The following is a 20,891-nucleotide window of genomic DNA, read 5'->3' on the forward strand; positions in this document are numbered from 1 at the left end:
ACTCGCGCACCTGTTTCGGCGAAAGACTTCGCAAGCTCGACAGGGCTTGCGATTTCCTTCCGTTTCGGATCATTTCATGTCCGGTTCCGGGGGGAATTCATGGCGATCGGCGATCTGATCACGGCGGCAGCCGAAGTCGCATGGCGTGAAATCGCGCTGTTCGCAGCCGTCGGCTTCCTGTTTCTGGGAATCGGTGATCTCGTCGTCGATTTCATCTGGATCGCGACTGTCCTCACCCGGCGGCTGCGGCGGCGCGGCGCGGCGCGGGCCTGCGCGGCAAGCCTCGCCGATCCAGCGGCGCCCGGCGCGATCGCGATCTTCGTGCCGGCCTGGGACGAATCGGCGGTGATCGGCCGGATGCTGGACCATGCGACGCGCATGTTCGCAGGCTTCGACCATCGGATCTATGTCGGCTGCTATCCCAACGATCCGGCGACCATCGACGCAGTTCGCGCGCTCCGCGCACCATCGGTGCGGCTCGCGATCGGGCCGATGCCCGGGCCGACGAGCAAGGCCGATTGCCTCAATCGGCTCTGGGACGCCATGTGCGCCGACGAGGCGGCGGAAGGCCGGCGGTTCAAGGCTGTCGTTCTCCACGACGCGGAGGATATCGTCCATTCAGCCGAGCTTCGCCTGTTCGACACGCTGATCGAGCGATTCGACCTCGTCCAGCTTCCGGTCCTGCCGCTGATCGATCCCAAGGCGCGATGGATCGGCGCGCATTATGCCGACGAGTTCGCGGAAGCGCATGGCAAGGAGCTGGTGGTGCGCGAGGCGCTTGGCGCCGCGGTCCCCTCCGCCGGGGTCGGCTGTGCCATCGCGCGTACGGCGCTCGATCGGATGGCGAAAGCGCACGGAACCCCGTTCGATCCCGCCAGCCTGACCGAGGATTACGAGCTTGGCCTCCGGCTCGGCGCGATGGGCCATCCCGCCGCCTTCGTCCGGCTTCCGGTGGGCCCCGGCCGCCCGAGCGTCGCGACCAGGGGCTATTTTCCGGCCCGGCTTGCCGCGGCGGTGAACCAGAAGGCGCGCTGGATGGTCGGAATCGCGCTGGCTGGATGGGACCGGCTGGGCTGGACCGGCGGCCTTGCCGAACGCTGGATGCGGATGCGCGACCGGCAGTCGGTCCTCGCCGCGCTGATCCTGCTCGCCGCTTATGCCGGGCTCGTGCTGTGGACCGTCCTGCTGCTGGTCGCGCTCGCCGGCGGGCCGCCAATCCACCCGATCCCGCCGATGCTCGGCCTGCTGATGGCGATCAATGGCGGCCTGCTCGCCTGGCGCCTTGCGATGCGCTTCGGGTTCGTGGCGCGCAGCTATGGCTGGCGCGAGGGGCTGCGCGCGATCCCGCGTGTCGTGATCGGCAATGCGATCGCGATGCTGGCCGCGCGGCGCGCGCTCGTCCTCTATGTCCGGTTCCGGCGGACGGGGGCCGCGGCGTGGGACAAGACCGCCCACGTCTTCCCGCACGAGCTGCCGGCGGAATGAACGGGCCGGCGCCGCCGCTCCGCTTCCTCGGGCTGGTGGTCGGCGGCTGGATCGGCGTCCGGCTGCTCATTCTCTACGGCCCCGGGCTGACGACGCTGCCCGAGCCGCGCATGCAAGGGCCGACGCGCGGCGGGACCGTGGCCAGCATCGCCGAGCCGGCGCCGGCCGGCCCGCCCGAAAGCGCCTCCGAAGCGGCCGTTGCGCCGCCCGCCTCGCGCGGTGAGAGGGTTGCGGCCGCACGCTCGCTGCGGGGGCGCGGCAGGCGCCTCCAGCCCTGGACCCCGGCCGGGGCGCCAGGCGCCGGGACGGACGCCGAAGCACATTCATTTGAGGCTTCAAGCATCCCGCCGATCGCGAACGCGGCAGCGGGCGCCCCTCGGGCGGCCCCCGCGATTGCGCCCCCCGTTGCCGGCGAAGCCGGATCGCGCTGGTCGGCGAGCGCCTGGCTTCTCGCTCGCCCCGGGGACGGGCGTTCGTTGGCGCCAGGCGGCACGCTTGGCGGGAGCCAGGCCGGGGCGCGGCTGCTCTATCGGCTGAACGGCGATGCCGCACGACCGCTCGCGCTCGCCGCCCGGCTCTACGCGCCGCTGCGCCGCACCTCCGGCGCCGAGGCGGCAATCGGGATCGATTGGCGGCCAGCCGCAGCGCCCCTCCATCTGCTCGCCGAGCGGCGCGAGAGGATCGGGCGCGCCGGCCGATCAGCCTTCTCAGTCACCCTTTATGGCGGCCGCAGCTTTGCGCTGCCGCGCGATTTCCGCCTCGATTCCTATGTCCAGGCGGGCATCGTCGGCGCGCATCGCCGCGAAGGGTTCGTCGATGGCGCGGCCCGGCTTTCAACACCGGCCGGGCCGTTTGAAGTCGGCGGCGGCCTGTGGGGCGCGGCCCAGCCAGGCGTCGCGCGCCTCGACGCCGGGCCGTCCGCGTCCATCCGTCTGACGGCCGGCCGGTCGACGCTGCGCCTCTCGGCCGACTGGCGATTCAGGCTGGCCGGAAGGGCGAAGCCGGCATCGGGTCCGGCGCTGACGCTTGCCGGCGATTTTTGACGAGGCGTCACGCTTCCGCGCGCCGCGATTAGCGACTAGGATCGGCCGTCGATGGACATCTACCTTCCGATCGCCGGCCTGTCGGTCAACGCGCTGGTGATCGTCGGCCTTGGTGGCCTTGTCGGCCTGCTCACCGGCATGGTCGGCGTCGGCGGCGGCTTCCTGATCACCCCGATCCTGATCTTCTACGGCATCCCGCCGGCCGTCGCCGTCGCCTCCGCCAACACGCAGATCACCGGGACCAGCATTTCGGGCGTGCTCGCGCATCGCGCCCGGCGCGGGGTCGACACCCAGATGGGCGCGGTGCTGATCGCCGGCGGCATCTTCGGATCCTTCGCCGGCGGCCTCATCTTCCGATGGCTTCAGCAGGGCGGCCAGATCGATACGGTGATCTCGATCCTCTACGTCGTGCTGCTTGGCGGCATCGGCCTGCTGATGGCGCGCGAGGCAGCGACCGCGCTCGCCATCCTCAAGCCGCGCCGCCGCGAGCGCCCGGCGCCGCGCCACAACCCGCTGATCGCAGCGCTGCCGATGCGCTGGCGCTTCTACCGTTCGGGGCTCTACATCTCGCCGCTCGCGCCGCTCATCCTCGGCTTCTTCACAGGCATCATGACGGTGCTGCTCGGCGTCGGCGGCGGCTTCATCATGGTCCCGGCGATGATCTACCTGCTCGGCATGTCGGCGCAGGTCGTCGTCGGCACGTCGCTCCTCCAGATCCTGTTCGTCACCGCGGTGACCACCCTCGTCCACGCCACGACCACCCGATCGGTGGATATCGTGCTCGCCGTCCTCCTGCTGCTCGGCTCGGTCGTCGGCGCGCAGGTGGGCGCGCGCATCGCGCAGAAGCTGAAGCCCGAGCTTTTGCGCATGATCCTCGCCATCGTCATCCTCGGCGTCGCCGGGCGCCTCGCGCTCCAGCTCGGCTGGCGTCCGGAGGAAATCTACACGGTGCAGCAGCTGTGAAGCGGCTCTTCCCCCTCCTGCTCGCGCTCTCGACGCCGCTGCTGCTCGGCCAGACGCAGCCGCATCTGGTGCCCGACGTTTCGAACCGCAATGTCGAGATACGATACAGCTTTGCCGGCGAGGAGCTGCTGCTGTTCGGCGCGATCGTCTATCCGGACGGGCGCCCGCCCGAAGGCGCGACCGACGTCGCCGTCGTGCTGAAGGGGCCGGTGGAGCCGATCGTGGTGCGCGAGAAGCGCAAGGTCGCCGGCATCTGGATGAACGTCGAGCGCGCGCGCTTCCGCTCGGCCCCGACCTTCTATGCAGTCGCCTCGTCGCGACCGCTTGCGCAGCTCGTCGACGATCGCACCGCCGCGATCTATGAATTGGGCCTCGACAATCTCCAGCTGTCGCCGGGGAGCGGCGCCGACGCGGCGACGCTGCAACGGTTCGAGCACGGCCTCATCGATCTGCGCCGCCGCAGCCAGCTTTATGCCGAATATCCGCATGGCGTGGAGATCAGCGAAGGGGTGCTCTACCGGGCCCGCATCGCGATCCCGGCGCGAGTCCCCGTCGGCACCTATACGGCGGAAACCTTCCTCATCCGCAACGGCCGGGTGATCGCCGGCGCGACCCGCGAAATCCGCATCGAAAAGCTGGGGTTCGAACGGTTCGTCGCCCAGGCGGCGCAAAGATGGTCGCTCAGCTACGGCATCGCCGCGGTCGCGATCTCGCTTTTCCTCGGCTGGAGCGCCAGCGCGCTCTTCCGCCGGCGTTTCGCCTGACACCCACAAATACCACTTGTTTACTTCGAACGTCTAAGCCTCTCCCCGACAAGACGGGCGCGAGGATTGGTCTTTCATGAGCGACGCAATGAACGTCCACGAATTTCCGGCCGGCGGGGACAATGCCGACGGGCCGGTCCATTTCAGCCCGCCGCGCGGCACGCTCGTCGCAAAGCATGAGGCGATCGGCGAGATCGTGGAGATCGCCGGCAGCGGCGCGCGGGTGGAGATCAATGGCCGGCGGCTCGCCGAGCTCGCGGTCGATCCCGACCCCTCCGTCGCGCTTTCGGGCCAGGTCGGCAGCCAGATCAAGATCGACAGCGGCCGGCGCTGGCTGCTCGCCAACGTCCGCAACCTCAAGGTGACCGATCCCGAAGCCGGGGCCGTGACCGCCGAGATCGACTTCCTCGGCGAAGGCGACGAGGATCCGGCGAGCGGCAAGCTCGTCAACTTCAAGCGCGGCATCACCGGCTATCCGATCCCCGGCAGCCGCGCCTATCCGGTGACCGGCGAGGACCTGAAGCAGATGTTCGCCGCCGACGAGCGCGCGAATATCGAGATCGGCACCGTCTATCCGACGAAGGACGTGCGCGGCGCGCTCTATATCGACGCGCTGCTCGGCAAGCATTTCGCCCTTCTGGGATCGACCGGCACCGGCAAATCGACCGCGGCGGCGCTCATCATGCACCGCATCTGCGCGCTCGCGCCGGAAGGCCATATCGTGATGATCGACCCGCACGGCGAATATTCGGCCGCGTTCAAGGGCCATGGCGAGCTCTACAATGTCGACAATCTCGCCATGCCCTACTGGCTGATGAACTTCGAGGAGCATTGCGAGGTCTTCATCACCAGCCAGGGCGCCGACCGCCAGCAGGACATGGGCATCCTGTCCAAGTGCCTGCTCCAGTCGCGCGCCAGGAACCGCGCGGCCGAGGGGCTCAACAAGCTCACCGTCGATTCGCCGATCCCCTACGCCTTGTCCGATCTCACCAATGCGATCACGCAGGAAATGGGGCTGCTCAACAAGGCGACCGACACGGCGCCCTACATGCGGCTCAAGAGCAAGATCGACGAGCTGAAGTCCGATCCACGCTACCAGTTCATGTTCTCCGGAATGCTCGTCGCCGATTCCATGAGCGCGTTCATCTCGAAGATCTTCCGCCTGCCGGCGCGCGGCAAGCCGATCTCGATCATCGACGTGTCGGGCGTGCCGTCAGACATCGTCTCCGTCGTCGTCGCCGTGCTCTCGCGGCTGGTGTTCGATTATGCGATCTGGTCGCGAAGCGAGGTCCAGCGGCCCGTCCTCCTCGTCTGCGAGGAGGCCCACCGCTACGTGCCGTCCGACAAGAGCGAGAGCGGCCAGGCGGTGCGCAAGGTGCTCGAGCGGATCGCCAAGGAAGGCCGTAAATATGGCGTCTCGCTCGGCCTCATCACGCAGCGGCCGTCCGATCTTGCCGAAGGCGTGCTCTCGCAATGCGGCACGATCATCTCGATGCGCCTCAACAACGATCGCGACCAGATGTTCGTCAAGGCGGCGATGCCCGAAGGTTCGCGCGGCTTCCTCGACGTCATCCCGGCGCTGCGGAACCGCGAGTGCATCGTGTGCGGCGAGGGTGTGTCGATCCCGATCCGCGTCGCCTTCGACGATCTCGAGCGCGACCTCCGGCCCGCCTCGTCCGATCCGCTCTTCTCGGAGCTGTGGCGACAGACCGGCGACGAGGAGGCGATGGTCGGCCGCGTCGTCAAGCGCTGGCGCGCGCAGGGCCGTTGATCCCGCGCGCCCGGCGCGGCCCTTGCCCCAAAGCGACCTTTGCGATGATCAGGGCGCGGCGCGGTGGGCGGGCGCGCCCGCCGTCGCATCGGCGCGCTGGCTGGCAAGGGGTGTCGCGAGCAGGCTGTGCAGGCGATTGCGGAAGCCGGCGAGGTCGGCGCCGCTGAGCTGGGCCCGCGTGGCGAACTGCGTGGTCAGCGGATTCACCCGGGCGCCGCCCCGGAACATCTCGTAATGCAGGTGCGGACCGGTCGCGAGGCCGGTCGCGCCGACATAGCCGATCACCTGCCCACGCCGCACCCGATCGCCGACCGAAACGGCGAAGCGGCTCATGTGGGAATAGGAGGTCACGAGGCCGCCGGCATGGGCGAGCATCACCTGGTTGCCATAGCCGCCGGCACGCCCGGCCCGCACCACCCGGCCATCGGCGACGGCGACGATGGGCTGGCCATAAGCGGCGTGGAAATCGACCCCGGTATGCATCCGCGTATAATGGAGGACCGGGTGGAAACGAGGGCCAAAAGGCGAATTGACCGCACCCGGGACCGGCCGGAGCAGGCCGCCGCTCTGGCGACCGACGCCAGAGGCCTCGAACCACTGGGTCGTCCCGCCGCTTGACCATTGCATGAGCTGGAGATCGCGACCGCGATTGCGCCGGAGGCCGGCGAAAAGCAGATCGCCGGTCTCCGTCTCGCCGGTCGCGGCGCGGCGATGCGCGACGATGATGTCGAACCGGTCGTCCGCATTGATTCCGGACGGCACGCCGATCTGGGTCGCCAGCGCCCGCAAATAGGTCTCAACGATCCGCGCCGGCACGCCGGCGGCACGGGCGGAGCGATAGAGGCTGTCGCCGACGCGGCCCTGGATCCGCAGCGGCGTATTGTCGACCGCGATCGGGATCTGGGTGAGCCGCAGCGCGTCGCCGGCACGGGCGATCTCGATCTTGAGATCGAAACGCGCACGCATCGCCAGCTTTTCGAGCGGCCGTGCGACCAGCCGGTTGGGCCGCCGCCCGAGCGTCAGGTTGATCGTCGTTCCGGCCTGAAGATCGCTCGCCGGCACGACCGCGGTGACCATTTCCGCCACGCCGTTCGCTTCCGCCGCGCCGACGCCGGCGCGCTGCAGCGTCGCGGCGAGGCCATCGCCCTGGCCAAGGCTGGCGGCGAGATCGACGATCGGCCGCTCCGGCGCCTCGGGCAGCGGCACGACGGCCTCCGACGGCGCCATCCGCCGCCCCGTGTCGCCGCCATAAGCAAGCGGCGCGATCGCCAGGGCACCGGCCTGCTGCGCCTCTGCCTCCGAAAAGGGCAGGGGCACGGACCCGGGCAGCGGCGCGAGCGACGGCGTCAGCGACCAGATGGCCCAGCACAGCGCGACGAGGGTGGCGAGGCCACGGAACCATTCGCCCGATCCGATGCGCTGGCCAAGATCGACGACAAGGTTGAAATCGCCGGCGCTGCGGAAGCTGGACGTCGCCACTCGCGCGCCGAATCCGGCCCGGTCGCGCGATGCGCCGCCGAACCGGAGCGCCGCCGCGCCGCCGGCCGATCCGCCGCTCATCTCGCGATATTGATACAAGACCGGCTTGTCCCCGTCCCCGGGCCCGAAGACCCGCTCCAACCTGCCGTGCAAACCACCCCGCCCGGCGCGTGCAAATGAGTGTGTACAAAAGGGGTTAAAGTCAAATTACGCACGTCGCGCCCGGCTGGTCCCTGCGCCGAAGCGAGTCGCTGGCCGGACGAACGGCCGGTTGCGTTTCGCGCCGGCCCGCCCGATCTAGGGACGATGCGTCACGAAGCCGCCGGGACCGTGAAGGCGGTCCTCGGCCCGACCAATACGGGCAAGACCCATCTCGCAGTCGAGCGGATGTGCGGCCATTCGTCCGGCCTGATGGGCTTTCCGCTCAGGCTGCTGGCCCGCGAGATCTACGACCGGATCGTGGCGATAAAGGGGGCGAACCAGGTCGCGCTGCTCACCGGCGAGGAGAAGATCCTTCCCGAAAAGGCGCGCTGGTATTGCTGCACCGCCGAATCGATGCCGACCGATCGCGATTTCGCCTTCGTCGCGCTCGATGAGGCGCAGCTCGGCGCCGATCCCGAGCGGGGCCATGTCTTCACCGATCGGCTGCTCCACGCGCGCGGCCGGGAGGAGACGATGATTCTCGGCTCCGAAAGCCTGAAGCCGATGGTCCGCGCCCTGCTGCCGCGGGCAGAGATCATCGGCCGCCCCCGCTTTTCCACGCTCACCTATGCCGGCGCCGCCAAGCTGTCGCGCCTGCCGCCCCGCTCGGCGATCGTCGCCTTCTCGGCCGAGCAGGTCTATGCCGTCGCCGAGATGCTCCGGCGGACGCGCGGCGGCGCGGCGGTGGTGATGGGCGCGCTCTCCCCGCGCACCCGCAACGCCCAGGTCGCGATGTACCAGGCGGGCGAGGTCGACTATCTGGTCGCGACCGACGCGATCGGCATGGGGCTCAATCTCGATGTCGGCCATGTCGCCTTCGCCGGCCTCTCCAAATTCGATGGCAAGCGTCGCCGCCGACTGACGATCGCGGAAATGGCGCAGATCGCCGGCCGCGCCGGGCGGCACCAGCGCGACGGCACCTTCGGCACGCTCGCCTTCGAAGGCGAGCCGCTGGCCGAGTTCCGTCCGGAGGAGATCGAAGCGATCGAGCAGCATCGCTTCGCCCCGCTGGACCATCTCTACTGGCGCGAGAGCGATCTCGATTTTTCCGGCGTATCGCCGCTGATCCGGTCGCTGGAGCGGCGGCCGGTCATTGCCGGGCTGCGCGCGGCGCCGGAAGCGATCGACCTTGCCGTGCTTCGCCTGCTCGCCGGCGATTCATCGGTTATCGGGCGCGCAACCGGGGCGATGGTCCGGCGGCTGTGGGCCGCTTGCGGCCTCCCCGATTTCCGCAAGACCGGCCCCGAACAGCACAGCCGGCTCGTCGGCCGGTTGTTCGGCCATCTGAGCGAGGGCGACGGCCATGTGCCGCAAGGCTGGTTCGCGAGCGAGGTCGCGCGGCTGGACGATATCCAGGGCGATATCGACACGCTTGCCGACCGGCTCGCCGGCATCCGCACCTGGGCCTATGTCGCGCACCGCCCCGACTGGCTGGCCGATCCGGCCGCGATGGCCGAACGCGCCATGGCGGTGGAGGAGAAGCTGTCCGACGCGCTGCACGAGCGGCTCACCCAGCGCTTCGTCGATCGGCGCACGTCGATGCTGATGCGCGATCTCGGCAAGGGGGCCGCGCCGCCCCCGGTGGCGATCGACGCCGAAGGGGAGGTGAGCGTGGGGCCGTTTCCGATCGGGCGGCTGAAGGGGTTTGCGTTCGAGGTCGATCCGGCCGCCCGCCATGCCGACCGCAAGATGCTGCTCGCCACCGCCGAGCGCCGGCTCGGCCACGAATATGAGCGGCGCGCCGCCGCGTTGGCGGCCGACAAGGATGCACATTTCTCGCTGCGCACCGATGCGGGCGCGCCGGTCGCCCTGCTGTGGCGCGGGCATGAGGTGGCGCGGCTCGCGGCGGGCAAGAACCTGCTCAGCCCGCGCGTCGTGCCGGGACGCGGGCTCGAGGCGGTGTCGCTGAAAGGCCGCGCGCTCGTGACCGAGCGGCTGACCGACTGGCTTCGCGCCGGGATCGAGGCCCGGCTCGGCCCGCTTCGCGCCGCCGGCCATGCGGCCCGCGATCCCGCCGCGGCGCCGGCGATCCGCGCGCTCCTCGCCCTGCTGGTCGATGAAGGCGGGATCGTCGCCCGCGACGCGGTGGCCGAGCCGCTCGCCGCGCTGGATCGAGGCGAGCGCCGCACCGTGACCGCGCTCGGCGTCCGGATCGGCGCGCTGGATCTGTTCATGCCGGCCCTGCTCAAGCCCGAGGCGATGCGCTGGCGCGCCGCCCTGCGGGCCGCCGCCGCGGACATGCCGATGCCCGAACTGCCGGCGCCGGGCAGCGTGGTCCTGCCGACGCCCGCCGATCCGGCGCTGCTGATGCGGCTCGGCTTCCGGCCCGCGGGCCCCCAGTCGATCCGCGTCGACGTCGCCGAGCGCCTGGCGCAGCAGGCGCACCGGGCGCGGGCGGGCGAAGCCGGGGATGCGGTCGATGCCGCGCTCGTCACCTCGCTGGGCCTGCAGCCGGCCGCGCTCGCGAAGCTGATGCGCGACATCGGCTTTCACCCGAACAGCGCCGGCGAAGGCTGGGTCTGGCGCGGTCGCGAGCGTCGCCGCCGCGCGCGGGCCGGCGCCCGAAGCGGATCGGCCTTCGCCGCGCTGGCGGAGCTCGGGCGTGGCTGAGAGCATCAGGCTCGATCGCTTCTTGTGGCATGCGCGGATCGTGAAGACGCGCGCCCAGGCCCAGGCGATGGCGGAAGAGGGGCGCCTGCGCCTCGACGGCCGCGTCGTCGACAAGGCCCATCTGCCCGTCCGCGTCGGCAACGTCCTTGCCTTCGCCCAGCGCGGCGAGGTTCGCATCCTGCGGATCGAGGCGCTCCCCGTCCGGCGCGGCCCGCCCGCCGAGGCACGCACGCTTTATTCCGAATTGACGGGGCCAGCCGGCGACGATTAGGGATTCGCCGGGGAGAAGAACGCACATGACCTACGTCGTCACCGATGCCTGCATCCGCTGCAAATATATGGACTGCGTCGAGGTCTGCCCCGTCGACTGCTTCTACGAGGGCGAGAACATGCTCGTCATCAACCCCAACGAATGTATCGATTGCGGCGTGTGCGAGCCCGAATGCCCGGCCGAGGCGATCCTGCCCGACACCGAGAGCGGGCTTGAAAAGTGGCTTGAACTCAACAGCACCTATTCGGCCGAGTGGCCGAACATCACCCGCAAGAAGGACTCGCCCGCCGACGCCGACGAGCACAAGGGCGAGGAAGGCAAGTTCGACAAATATTTCTCGCCCGACCCCGGCGAGGGCGACTGAGCGAGGCGGCCCGCGGGCCCCGACACCGATTGGGAGGCGCGCGAAAATGAACCATCTCGATCGCTACCAGCCGATCATGCGCGGCGTCCTGCGCATCCTCGTCGGCCTGCTCTTCCTCGAACATGGAATGCAGAAGTTCCTGAGCTTTCCGCCAGGCCCGGCGGCCGGGATCGGCCCTGGGCTGGGCAGCCCCGGCGCCTATGCCGGCATCTTCGAGCTGGCCTGCGGGCTGCTCGTCGCGATCGGCCTGTTCACCCGCGCCGCGGCCTTCGTCGCATCGGGCGTGATGGCCTTCGCTTACTGGATGGTCCACGCGCCCCAAGACCCGTTCCCGCTCAACAATGGCGGCGACGCGGCGATCCTCTATTGCTTCATCTTTCTCTATTTCGTCTTTGCCGGGCCCGGCGCATTCAGCGTCGATGGACTGCGCGACAAAGCGCCAAAGGCGTCATAGGGCTGGATTTTCTCTCCTTTTGCCTCTATATAGGGCGCCTCGAAGCGGGTGCCCCGCGCATCCGCATAAGGTGATCTGAGCGAGTTGCCGCACAATCCGCGCTTGCGCCGCATCCTTGGGGACGGAGGCGGCCGGTGCGATTCGGACGCGGCCGTTTCCATGGGAAGGTTCCAATAGATGGCAACGAAGGCGTTGAGCTTCGACGTTGGCGATTATGTCGTTTACCCCAAGCACGGCGTCGGCCGTGTGATCGACCTGCAGAGCACTGACATCGCCGGCATGGCGCTCGAGCTCTATGTGCTGCGTTTCGAAAAGGAGAAGATGACGCTCCGGGTGCCGACCAACAAGGCGGAAAGCGTCGGGATGCGCAAGCTTTCCTCCGACAAGACGATGCAGGAGGCGCTCGCCACGCTCAAGGGCAAGCCCAAGGTGAAGCGCACCATGTGGTCGCGCCGCGCCCAGGAATATGAGGCGAAGATCAATTCGGGCGACCTGGCGTCGATCGCCGAGGTCGTGCGCGACCTGTTCCGGCCCGACGACGCGCCCGAGCAGAGCTATTCCGAGCGGCAGATTTTCGAGGCCGCCTCCACCCGCCTCGCCCGCGAGCTCGGCGCGATGGAGCAGGTCGACGAGAAGAAGGCGCTCGAGAAGATCCTCGACATCCTCAACAAGGCCGCGAGCGTCCACCACAAGGTGCGCGTCGAAGCCTGAGCGAGCGACCGGACGAACGAAGAGGGCGGCCCGAAACGGCCGCCCTTTTTCGTTGCGCGATGTCGTCCTAGTGCGTATTATGCTTATAACACAGCTACGGAGGATGCGATGCGTCACGGTCTTTGGCTCATTCCCGGCCTGGCTTTTGTCGGCGCCTGCTCGGCAAGTGCCGGCGGTCCCGAGCGTGGCGACACGCGGCCCGGCCAGCGCGATTTCCAGGTCGGGGCGTTCCAGTCGGTCGAACTTGCCGGCTCGCCCGACGTGACCGTGGCGGTCGGCGGCGCGCCCTCCGTCCGTGCGGAAGGCCCGCAGGACTCGCTCGACCGGCTCGAGATCCGCGTCGAGGATGGCGCGCTGAAGATCGGCACGCGCCGCCACGGTCCTTTCTCTCGCGACTACGATCTCGGCCGGGTCACGATCCACGTGACCGCACCGTCGCTGAACGCGGCGTCGATCTCCGGATCGGGCGACATGCATATCGACCGCGCCGAAGCGAACACGTTCGCGGCGTCGATCGGCGGATCCGGCGACATGGACATCGGCGCGCTTCGAGCCCGGGAGGCCACCTTCTCGATCGCCGGATCGGGCAACATCCGCGCCGCGGGCTCGGCCGAGCGGTCCCGGGTCTCGATCGCGGGATCCGGAGACGCGACGCTCGATCGCTTCCAGACCGGCGACGCCGAAGTCTCGATCGTCGGGTCCGGCGGCACGCGCCTGCGCGCGAGCGGCTCCGTCACCGGCTCGATCATGGGCTCCGGCGACGTCGTGGTCAGCGGAACGACCCGCTGCACGGTCTCGAAAATGGGATCGGGGGACCTGCACTGCTCGTCGTGACCCCGGTTCGCCATTGACGCTTGGCCGTTTGGCGTCATGGTCGGCGCGATGAGGAAGCTTGTCGCCCTTGCCCTGGCCGCTGCGGCGACGCCGGCGGCCGCTGCCGAGCGCAGCTATTCGGTCACCGATTTCGACCGGGTCTCGGTTGAAGGGCCCTATGTCGTCCACCTCGTGACCGGCCGCCCCTCGGCTGCGCGGGCGAGCGGATCGACCGAATCGCTCGACCGGGTCGTCATCGACGTCAACGGCGGGACGCTCCGGATCCGCCGCAACCGCGACTATTGGGGCGGGAATGACGGCGCCCAGGAAGGCGTGGTCACGATCGAACTCACGACACGCGAGTTGCGCTCGGCCCGGCTGATCGGCCCCGGCACGCTCGCGATCGACCGCCTCCAGGGCCTGCGCGCGGACATTGCCGTCGAAGGCAGCGGCCGGCTCGCCGTCGCGAACGTCACGGCCGACAATCTGTCGATCGGCCTCGCCGGATCGGGCCGAATCGAGCTTGCCGGGACGGCCGGCACGTTACGGGCGGATATCCAGGGCAGCGGCGATGTCGATGGCGCGCGGCTGATCGCGCAGGAGGCCACGCTGACCACCACGACCACCGGAACGATCGCCCTCGCCGCCGCGCGCGCCGCCAATGTCACCGCGCTCGGCGTCGGCAACGTCACGATCTCCGGCCGCGCCGCCTGCACGGTGCGTGGGCCCGGCGCCGGGCAGGTGCGCTGCGGCCCGGCGGGCGCGCTCCCGCGCTAGCCGCCAAGCCCCCAGAGCGTCGCGAGGCCGAGGAACGAGAAGAACCCCATCACGTCGGTCGCCATCGTCACGAACACCGCCGACGAGACCGCTGGATCGACCCGCAGCTTCTCAAGCGTCACCGGCACGAGCACGCCGAAAATCCCCGCAACGAGATTGTTGATCACCATCGCCAGCGCGATGACGATGCCGAGATCGGTGCTGCGGAAGATCAGGCTGACCGCGATGCCGAGCAGGAGGCCGAGGCACGCGCCGTTCACCAGCGCGATCCGGAATTCGCGGACGAACACGCGGATCGAGTTCGAACTCGTGAGCTGGTTGAGCGCCAGCGCCCGCACCGCGACGGCCATCGTCTGCGTGCCCGCATTGCCGCCCATGCCCGACACGATCGGCATCAGCACCGCGAGCGCGACGAGATGGCTGATCGTCCCCTGGAACAGGCCGACGACCGCCGCGGCGATCACCGCGGTGCCGAGATTGACGATCAGCCAGGTGAGACGGCGCCTGACCGTTTGTGGCAACGGCTCGTTGATGTCGTCCTCGCCGGCGCCGGACAGCCGCAGGATGTCCTCGCTCGCTTCCTCCTGGATGATGTGCACGACGTCGTCGGCGGTGATCATGCCGACCAGCCGGCCGGCCTGGTCCACGACGGCGGCGGAAATCAGCGCATATTTCTGGAAGCGCAGCGCCACCTCCTCCTGGTCCATGTCGACCGGGATCAGCGTCTGCTCGCGCTTCATCACGTCGGCGATCGCGATCCGCCGCGGCGTGCGCAGGATCCAGGAGAGGAGGCAGGTGCCGACCGGGCGATGCGCGGGATCGACCACGAACACTTCCCAGAAATCGGTGGTGATCTCCTCGCCCGCGCGCAGGAAATCGATGACCTGGCCGATCGTCCAGTGCTCCGGCACGGCGACCGCGTCGCGGCGCATCAGTCGGCCGGCCGATTCCTCGGGATAGGACAGCGCCTCCTCGATCGCCGCGCGATCGTCCGGATCGAGCGCGCGCAGCACGGCGCGCTGATCCGCCTCCTCCATGTCCTCGATGATCGCGACGGCATCGTCGGTCTCGAGCTCTCCGGCGATCTCGGCGACCTGGGTGGCGCTCAGCTCGTCGATCAGCTCGTCGCGCACCCAGTCGTTCATCTCGGCCAGCACGTCGCCGTCGATCAGGCCGGCGAGCGCCGCGGCAAGCGGCGGCCGATCGTCGCGACCGACCAGCTCGAACAGGTCGGCGATGTCGGCCGCGTGCATCGGCTCGACCAGCGAGCGCACGCCATCGATGTCGCCGCCGTGAAGCCGATCGACGACCTCGCTCACGAATTCCGACTTCAGCCGGTCATCCTCGTCGTGACGGTTTTCGGGCGGTGGCGGCGGACCGGGCGGCGCGCCTTCGCCCGCCGCATCGGGGCCGATCGGGGGCGCTTCGAAATCGCTCTCGCTCATCGCCCTCTCCTGGTGCCGGTGTGAGCGCCCTCCCTAGGCATGTCGACCAGGATTGCAAGGCGGTGGCGCTTCACGGACGACATCCCTAAATGGGTGCGACACCCCTCATCCAAGGACTTCCGATGGCCGACGATCTCAATACCCTCGTCCTCTCCCTCGACAGCGGCGGCGACGTCGTCATCCGGCTGCGGCCCGATCTCGCCCCCGGCCATGTCGCGCGGATCAAGGAGCTGGCGCAGGAAGGCTTTTACGACGGCGTGACCTTCCATCGCGTGATCGACGGCTTCATGGCCCAGGGCGGCGATCCCACCGGCACCGGCGCCGGCGGATCGGACAAGCCCGATCTCAAGGCCGAATTCAGCCGCGAGCCGCATGCGCGCGGCACCGCATCGATGGCGCGCACCAGCGATCCCGACAGCGCCAACAGCCAGTTCTTCATTTGCTTCGACGATTGCGGCTTCCTCGACGGCCAATATACGGTCTGGGGCAATGTCATCGAGGGCATGGAGCATGTCGACGCGCTTCCAAAGGGCGAGCCGCCGCGCGCGCCCGGCAAGATCTTGAAGGCGAGCCTCAGGGCCTAGTCGCACCGCCACCCCTCCTCTCTCGTGTCGGGAGAGGAGGCGGCGGCGGAAAGGGGGACGGATGCACGAAGCCGCCGCGGTCAGCACGATCGCGCACCAGATCCAGCTGGCGGTCGCGCCGGTTTTCCTGCTGGCCGGCATCGGTTCCTTCCTCAATGTCATGGCCGGGCGTCTTGCCCGCACCGTCGACCGGGCTCGCGACATCGAGCGGGAGTTCGCCTCGTTCGAGGCGGAGCGGCTCCGCCTCGCCACGGCCGAGCTCTACATCCTCGACAAGCGAACGACGCTCGCCAACCTCGCGATCAGCGCCTGCACCGCGGCGGCCTTCTTCGTCTGCGTTCTCGTCGCGCTGCTCTTCGTCGCGGATCTCGCGGCGGTGGGAATCGGCCGGCCGATCGCCTGGCTGTTCGTGATCGCGATGGGGCTGCTCATCCTCGGCCTGCTGCTGTTCCTTGGCGAGGTTTGGCTCGCCATGCGGGCGGTGCGCCTCAGGCGCGACGCGATGCCACATCGTCGCGGCTAAGGCGTTGCCATTCTTGCCCGCGCGGCCCAAATGGGCCGGGACATGCTTTCTCAACGGACGCGGTATACAATCAGGGCGCTGCTCCACCTCGCCGATCGCTATGGCGAAGGGCCGGTCCAGCTCGCCGAGATCGCCGAGGCGCAGAACCTGCCGGCGAAGTTCCTGACCGTGATCCTCTCCCAGATGCGCCGCGACGGCCTGGTCGAGACGCTGCGCGGCCGCGAAGGCGGCTACTGGCTCGCTCGGCCCCCCTCGGAAGTGAGCTATGGCGAGATCGTGCGGCTGACGCGCGGCTCGCTCGGCCTCCTGCCCTGCGCCAGCCGGCTGGCCCACGAGCCGTGCCGCAACTGCATCAGCGAGGACAAATGCCGGCTCCACCGCGCGATGCTGCGGGTGCGCGATGAAACGGCGCGCATCCTCGACGGCCTCACCCTCGCCGACCATGTCGAGGTCGAGGACATCGCCTGAAGGAGCGAATGCGACAATGAACCATGTGGCGATCATCGGCGGCGGCCTGTCCGGCGCATTGCAGGCGATTCACCTCGTCCAGGAGGGCGTCAGCCAGGTCACCCTGATCGAGCGCGGCCGGGTGCCCGGGCGCGGCGTCGCCTACGGCACCGGGCGGAGCGAGCATCTGCTCAACGTGCCGGCGCGGCGGATGACCGCCTTTCCGGACCGGCCGGACCATTTCGTCGACTGGTTCGAGAAGACGGCTGGCGGCGATGCCGAGGCCTATGCGCCGCGCATGGCCTATGGCGACTATATCACGGGGCTCCTCGCCGAGACGGGCGATCGGGTGACGATCGTGCATGGCGAGGCGACCGACGTCGTCGCGGCGGCGGATGGCGAGCATGTGACGCTTTCGGACGGCCGCGAGATCGTCGCCGATGCGGCAATCCTGGCGCTCGGCAATCTTCGCCCCGCTCTGCCCGGCCGGATCGATGTCGCCGCGCTCGGCGATGCCTGGATCGGCGATCCCTGGGCCGATCTTCGCGTCGAAGGCCTGGGAGCCGACGACATGGTGGTCCTGATCGGCACGGGACTGACCGCGGTGGACACGATCCTGACGCTCGACGCGCTCGGCTATCAGGGGCGGATCCTCGCTTTGTCGCGGCGTGGGCTCGCGCCACGCGCGCATGAGGCGCGCGAGCCGATCGTGGCGCCGCAGGGGGAACTGCCGTCGAACTGCGTGGCGTTGCTGCGGCGGATCCGGCGGCGCTCGCAGGAGGTTGGCTGGCGCAGCGCCGTCCATGAGTTGCGGAGCATCACCCAGGACCTCTGGCGCAAGGCCGGCGACATCGAGCGTCGCCGTTTCCTGAGGCACCTGCGCCCCTGGTGGGACGTCCACCGCCATCGCATCGCGCCGGCCGTCGGCGCCACCGTCGACCGGCTCGAGCGTGCCGGTCGGCTCACCTTCGCTGCCGGCAAGATCGTCTCGATCAACCCCGAAGCGGGCGGCGCGGCCGTCGCATGGCGTGCGCGCGGGACCGACCGGATCGAGACCGTCCATGCCGCGCGGATCGTCAACTGCACCGGGCCGGAGCTCGATATCGTCCGCGCGGGCGAGCCGCTGTTCGATGCGCTCCTGTCATCGGGCCGAATCCAGCCCGATCCCTGCCGCATCGGCATCGACGTCGATCCCGACACGCTCGGCGCGATCGGCCGCGACGGTGCGGCCTCGGGCAGCCTGTTCGTGATCGGCCCGCCGACGAAGGGCGCGTTCTGGGAAAGCATCGCCGTGCCCGACATCCGCGCCCAGACCGACGCGCTCGCGAAGCGGCTCGCGGCCTAGAGCAGGATCCGGAACAGCGCGCCGCCTTCCGGCGCGGTCTCCAGGCTGATGACGCCGCGATGGGCGAGGACGACCTGGCGGGCGAGGCTGAGGCCGATCCCGCTTCCCTTTGCCTTGGTGGTGAAGAAAGGCAGGAAGACATCCTGCTTCAGGTTTTCCGGAACCCCCGGGCCGTTATCGGCGACCTCGATCTGCGCGCGGCCCGATCGGGCGCGCTGGAACGCAAGGCGGACCTGGGGCGCCTCGGCATGATCCCGCGCGGCGTCGGCCGCGTTGCGTAGGAGATTGATCAGCACCTGGCTCATCAGGTCCGGATCGGCCTCCAGCGCCATCCCGGCATCGACGGCAAGATCGAGCGTGACGCCCTCGGCCCTGTCGCTGGCGCGGAAGAGCGCGGCGAGCTCATCCGCCCAGGCGGCCACGTCGATCGCTCGGCGCCTGATCTCCGGCGCGCGGCTGATCTGCCGGTAGCTCTCGACGAAGTGCATGACCCCGTCGGCCCGGCGCGCCAGCGTCTCGACGGCGCCCCGGGCATCGGCGACGTCGCGATCCGCGCCCTTGTCCGCGGCGCGCATCAACGCCGCCGCGCTGTGCGCGAGCGACGTCACCGGCGTCATCGAATTCATGATCTCATGAGTGAGGACGCGGATGAGATCGCTCTGGGCGGCGATCTCGATGGCGTTCAGCTCGCCCTGGATCGGCTGGACCGCGACGACTCGAACGAGCCCGCCGAGCCGGTGGACGACGGCGCCGCTCACCAGCATCGTCTGGGGCACACCGTCGCTGACCAGCGGCACCAGCCGCGGCCGCCCGATCGCGCCGCCCTCCAGCGCCCGCGCGAATGCATCGCCATAATCACGGAAATCCTCGACGCGGACGCCCTTGTGGCGGACAAGCAGGCGGCGCGCCGCCTTGTTGGCAAGCTCCACCCGTCCCTCGCCATCGACCGTCAGAAGGGCGGTCGGCGCGTCGTCGAGCACCGCTTCGTAAAAGCGGTTGGCATCGATCAGCTTGTGCTTGTCGTCGCGCAGCCGCTTCATCGCGCCGTCGAGGACGCGGCCGAGCTCCGAAAAGCCGCTGCCCTCGGAGCGATGGATGAAGCCCTGACTGAAATCAGCGAAGCGGACGGCGTCGATGAAGCGCGCCAGTTCGCGATTGGTGCGGGTGACGTGGCGCCACAGCAGCGCGCCGCTGCCGATCACCACCAGTGCGGCGACGATCCGCGTCGCGCCGAGATCGGGTCGGGCCAGCGTCTCCGCGAAGGCGAGCGCCGCCAGGATCAGCAGCCCCAGCCGCCAGACCAGCCCGACCAGATAGCGGGAGCCGATCATCCGCGCCGACCGCTACAGGCCATGCTTTTCCATCCGGCGATAGAGCGAGGCGCGGGTGAGCCCGAGCTCGGCCGCGGCGAGCGAGATGTTGTAGCTGTGCTTCCTCAGCGCTTCCTCGACCATCTGTTTTTCGGCGCGCTCGAGGTTGAGATCGTCGTGCCGCGCCGGCGCCGGCGCGCTCGCCCTGGGCATCGGCGCGGCGCGGGAGAGCGAGAAATCCTCGGCGCGGAAGGCGTCGCCTTCGGCAAGGATCACCGCCCGTTCCGCGGCATGGCGGAGGGCGCGGACGTTGCCCGGCCAGTCATAATCTTCGAGCGCGCGCGCGACATCCGGCGGAATCGCGAGCACCGGCTTGTCATATTTGCGGGCATAGAGCCCGACGAAATGGTCGACGAGCAGCATGATGTCCTCGCGCCGTTCGCGCAGCGGCGGCAGCTCGATCTCGACGGTGTTGAGGCGGAACAGAAGATCCTGCCGAAAACGGCTTTCGTCGGCGAGGCGATCGGCCGCGACATTGGTCGCCGCGATCACGCGCACGTCGATCGCGCCCGGCCGGTTGCCACCGACCGGCGTGACCTGGCGCTGTTCGAGCGCGGTCAGCAGCTTGGGCTGGAGATGAAGCGGCAGGTTGCCGATCTCGTCGAGGAAGAGCGTGCCGCCGTCGGCCGCCTGCATCCGGCCGATCCGATCCGTTTTGGCGTCGGTGAAGGCGCCCTTCACGTGGCCGAACAATTCGCTTTCGAACAGGCTTTCCGAGACGGCGCCGAGATCGACCGAAACCAGCACATTGTCGGCGCGGCGCGAGCGCGCATGAAGAGCGCGCGCGACCAGCTCCTTGCCGGTGCCGTTCTCGCCGAGGATCAGGACGTTGGCATCGGTCGGCGCGGCGCGCTCGATCAGCGACCAGACCCGCGCCATGCCGGGCGAGCGGCCGAGCAGTGGCGTTTCGCCCGGCGGCGCGGCGATCACCGCGGCGCGCCCGCGCTCGGTATCGACCTCCGCGCGCGAGGCGCGCAGCGCCGCGGCGGTGCGGACCGTCGCGAGCAGCCGCTCGTTCGACCAGGGCTTCGAGACGAAATCGGTCGCCCCGCGCTTCATCGCCTCGACCGCGACGCCGACCCCGGCATGGGCGGTGATCATCACCACCACCGCCTGCGGATCGCGCTTCAGGATCTGCGACAGCCAGTGCAGCCCTTCGGCGGCGTCGGTCGCGCCGCGTCCGAAATTCGCGTCGAGCAGGATAACGTCCGGCAGCTCCTCGTCGATCGCGGCCATCGCGGCCTCCGGCGACCGGAAATCGGCGACGTCGCGAAACAGATCGCGCAACAGCAGCCGCGCGGACAGGAGAATGTCCGGATCGTCGTCGATGATGATGCAGCGCCCGAAGCGCTTCGTGTGCGTCACCCTTGCCTCCGCTGGTTGTCCGGATAGCCGCCTATCAATTTCCATGCCAGCGCGGCCACGGATTCGTCCGCGACCGGACAATCCTGTTCGGAAACGGACATCGCCG

General features: G+C 69.4%; 20 protein-coding genes. 16 read left to right on the forward strand and 4 right to left on the reverse strand.

Annotated elements, in window-relative coordinates; translation table 11 throughout:
- Positions 1 to 99 precede the first annotated feature (99 nt).
- From FRZ32_RS05595 to FRZ32_RS05615, 5 genes are all read left to right on the forward strand, one after another.
- Positions 100 to 1,485: a glycosyl transferase family protein gene (locus tag FRZ32_RS05595; RefSeq protein ID WP_147042592.1), complete on the forward strand. Its 1,386-nt coding sequence runs from the start codon at positions 100 to 102 to the stop codon at positions 1,483 to 1,485.
- Positions 1,482 to 2,528 carry a hypothetical protein gene (locus FRZ32_RS05600; protein ID WP_147042593.1) on the forward strand — a complete coding sequence of 349 codons (1,047 nt, stop codon included), beginning with the start codon at positions 1,482 to 1,484 and terminating at the stop codon, positions 2,526 to 2,528. Before FRZ32_RS05595 ends, FRZ32_RS05600 begins: the two co-directional genes overlap by 4 nt.
- Before the next feature lie 51 nt (positions 2,529 to 2,579).
- Positions 2,580 to 3,491, forward strand: a complete 912-nt coding sequence (locus tag FRZ32_RS05605; RefSeq protein ID WP_147042594.1) for a sulfite exporter TauE/SafE family protein — start codon at positions 2,580 to 2,582, stop codon at positions 3,489 to 3,491.
- On the forward strand, positions 3,488 to 4,255 hold the full coding sequence (locus FRZ32_RS05610) for a TIGR02186 family protein (protein WP_147042595.1): 768 nt from the start codon (positions 3,488 to 3,490) through the stop codon (positions 4,253 to 4,255). The genes FRZ32_RS05605 and FRZ32_RS05610 overlap by 4 nt, the downstream gene beginning before the upstream one ends.
- Positions 4,256 to 4,331: 76 nt before the next feature.
- Positions 4,332 to 6,026 (forward strand): ATP-binding protein, encoded by a 1,695-nt coding sequence (locus FRZ32_RS05615; RefSeq protein ID WP_243445203.1) that lies wholly within the window; start codon positions 4,332 to 4,334, stop codon positions 6,024 to 6,026.
- Between the two features lie 48 nt (positions 6,027 to 6,074).
- Here the strand turns inward: FRZ32_RS05615 and FRZ32_RS05620 are convergent, their stop codons facing one another.
- Positions 6,075 to 7,586: a M23 family metallopeptidase gene (locus tag FRZ32_RS05620; protein ID WP_147042596.1), complete on the reverse strand. Its 1,512-nt coding sequence runs from the start codon at positions 7,584 to 7,586 to the stop codon at positions 6,075 to 6,077.
- 225 nt (positions 7,587 to 7,811) lie between these two features.
- Here FRZ32_RS05620 and FRZ32_RS05625 point away from each other — a divergent pair, with 225 nt between their 5' ends.
- From FRZ32_RS05625 to FRZ32_RS05655, 7 genes are all read left to right on the forward strand, one after another.
- Positions 7,812 to 10,316, forward strand: coding sequence for a helicase-related protein (locus tag FRZ32_RS05625; RefSeq protein WP_147042597.1), 2,505 nt, complete (start codon positions 7,812 to 7,814; stop codon positions 10,314 to 10,316).
- Positions 10,309 to 10,587: an RNA-binding S4 domain-containing protein gene (locus FRZ32_RS05630; RefSeq protein WP_147042598.1), complete on the forward strand. Its 279-nt coding sequence runs from the start codon at positions 10,309 to 10,311 to the stop codon at positions 10,585 to 10,587. The genes FRZ32_RS05625 and FRZ32_RS05630 overlap by 8 nt, the downstream gene beginning before the upstream one ends.
- A 25-nt stretch (positions 10,588 to 10,612) precedes the next feature.
- Positions 10,613 to 10,951, forward strand: a complete 339-nt coding sequence (fdxA, locus tag FRZ32_RS05635; RefSeq protein WP_147042599.1) for a ferredoxin FdxA — start codon at positions 10,613 to 10,615, stop codon at positions 10,949 to 10,951.
- A gap of 46 nt (positions 10,952 to 10,997) precedes the next feature.
- The gene (locus FRZ32_RS05640; RefSeq protein WP_147042600.1) at positions 10,998 to 11,405 is read left to right on the forward strand and encodes a DoxX family protein; all 408 of its coding nucleotides are present in this window, start codon (positions 10,998 to 11,000) and stop codon (positions 11,403 to 11,405) included.
- A 177-nt stretch (positions 11,406 to 11,582) separates the two neighbouring features.
- Entirely contained in the window at positions 11,583 to 12,116 is a 534-nt protein-coding gene (locus FRZ32_RS05645; RefSeq protein WP_147042601.1) for a CarD family transcriptional regulator, read from the forward strand.
- Positions 12,117 to 12,224: 108 nt separating this feature from the next.
- Complete coding sequence (locus FRZ32_RS05650) at positions 12,225 to 12,950, forward strand: head GIN domain-containing protein (RefSeq protein ID WP_147042602.1); 726 nt, start codon at positions 12,225 to 12,227, stop codon at positions 12,948 to 12,950.
- Between the two features lie 48 nt (positions 12,951 to 12,998).
- On the forward strand, positions 12,999 to 13,706 hold the full coding sequence (locus FRZ32_RS05655) for a GIN domain-containing protein (protein WP_158635845.1): 708 nt from the start codon (positions 12,999 to 13,001) through the stop codon (positions 13,704 to 13,706).
- Here the strand turns inward: FRZ32_RS05655 and mgtE are convergent.
- Positions 13,703 to 15,151 carry a magnesium transporter gene (gene mgtE, locus FRZ32_RS05660; protein ID WP_147042604.1) on the reverse strand — a complete coding sequence of 483 codons (1,449 nt, stop codon included), beginning with the start codon at positions 15,149 to 15,151 and terminating at the stop codon, positions 13,703 to 13,705. The genes FRZ32_RS05655 and mgtE overlap by 4 nt on opposite strands.
- A 122-nt stretch (positions 15,152 to 15,273) precedes the next feature.
- Between mgtE and FRZ32_RS05665 the strand changes: the two genes are divergently transcribed.
- From FRZ32_RS05665 to FRZ32_RS05680, 4 genes are all read left to right on the forward strand, one after another.
- Positions 15,274 to 15,735 (forward strand): peptidylprolyl isomerase, encoded by a 462-nt coding sequence (locus FRZ32_RS05665; RefSeq protein WP_147042605.1) that lies wholly within the window; start codon positions 15,274 to 15,276, stop codon positions 15,733 to 15,735.
- 61 nt (positions 15,736 to 15,796) lie between these two features.
- Positions 15,797 to 16,258: a DUF2721 domain-containing protein gene (locus FRZ32_RS05670; RefSeq protein WP_147042606.1), complete on the forward strand. Its 462-nt coding sequence runs from the start codon at positions 15,797 to 15,799 to the stop codon at positions 16,256 to 16,258.
- Between the two features lie 42 nt (positions 16,259 to 16,300).
- Positions 16,301 to 16,726: an RrF2 family transcriptional regulator gene (locus FRZ32_RS05675; RefSeq protein WP_147042607.1), complete on the forward strand. Its 426-nt coding sequence runs from the start codon at positions 16,301 to 16,303 to the stop codon at positions 16,724 to 16,726.
- Between the two features lie 16 nt (positions 16,727 to 16,742).
- Positions 16,743 to 18,050 carry an FAD/NAD(P)-binding protein gene (locus FRZ32_RS05680; protein ID WP_147042608.1) on the forward strand — a complete coding sequence of 436 codons (1,308 nt, stop codon included), beginning with the start codon at positions 16,743 to 16,745 and terminating at the stop codon, positions 18,048 to 18,050.
- Here the strand turns inward: FRZ32_RS05680 and FRZ32_RS05685 are convergent.
- Entirely contained in the window at positions 18,047 to 19,381 is a 1,335-nt protein-coding gene (locus FRZ32_RS05685) for a sensor histidine kinase (protein ID WP_147042609.1), read from the reverse strand. The genes FRZ32_RS05680 and FRZ32_RS05685 overlap by 4 nt on opposite strands.
- Positions 19,382 to 19,393: 12 nt before the next feature.
- Entirely contained in the window at positions 19,394 to 20,785 is a 1,392-nt protein-coding gene (locus tag FRZ32_RS05690) for a sigma-54-dependent transcriptional regulator (protein ID WP_424141282.1), read from the reverse strand.
- Positions 20,786 to 20,891 lie beyond the last annotated feature (106 nt).

It is taken from the genome of Sphingosinicella ginsenosidimutans (assembly GCF_007995055.1).
GTDB classification, from domain to species: Bacteria; Pseudomonadota; Alphaproteobacteria; order Sphingomonadales; family Sphingomonadaceae; genus Allosphingosinicella; species Allosphingosinicella ginsenosidimutans.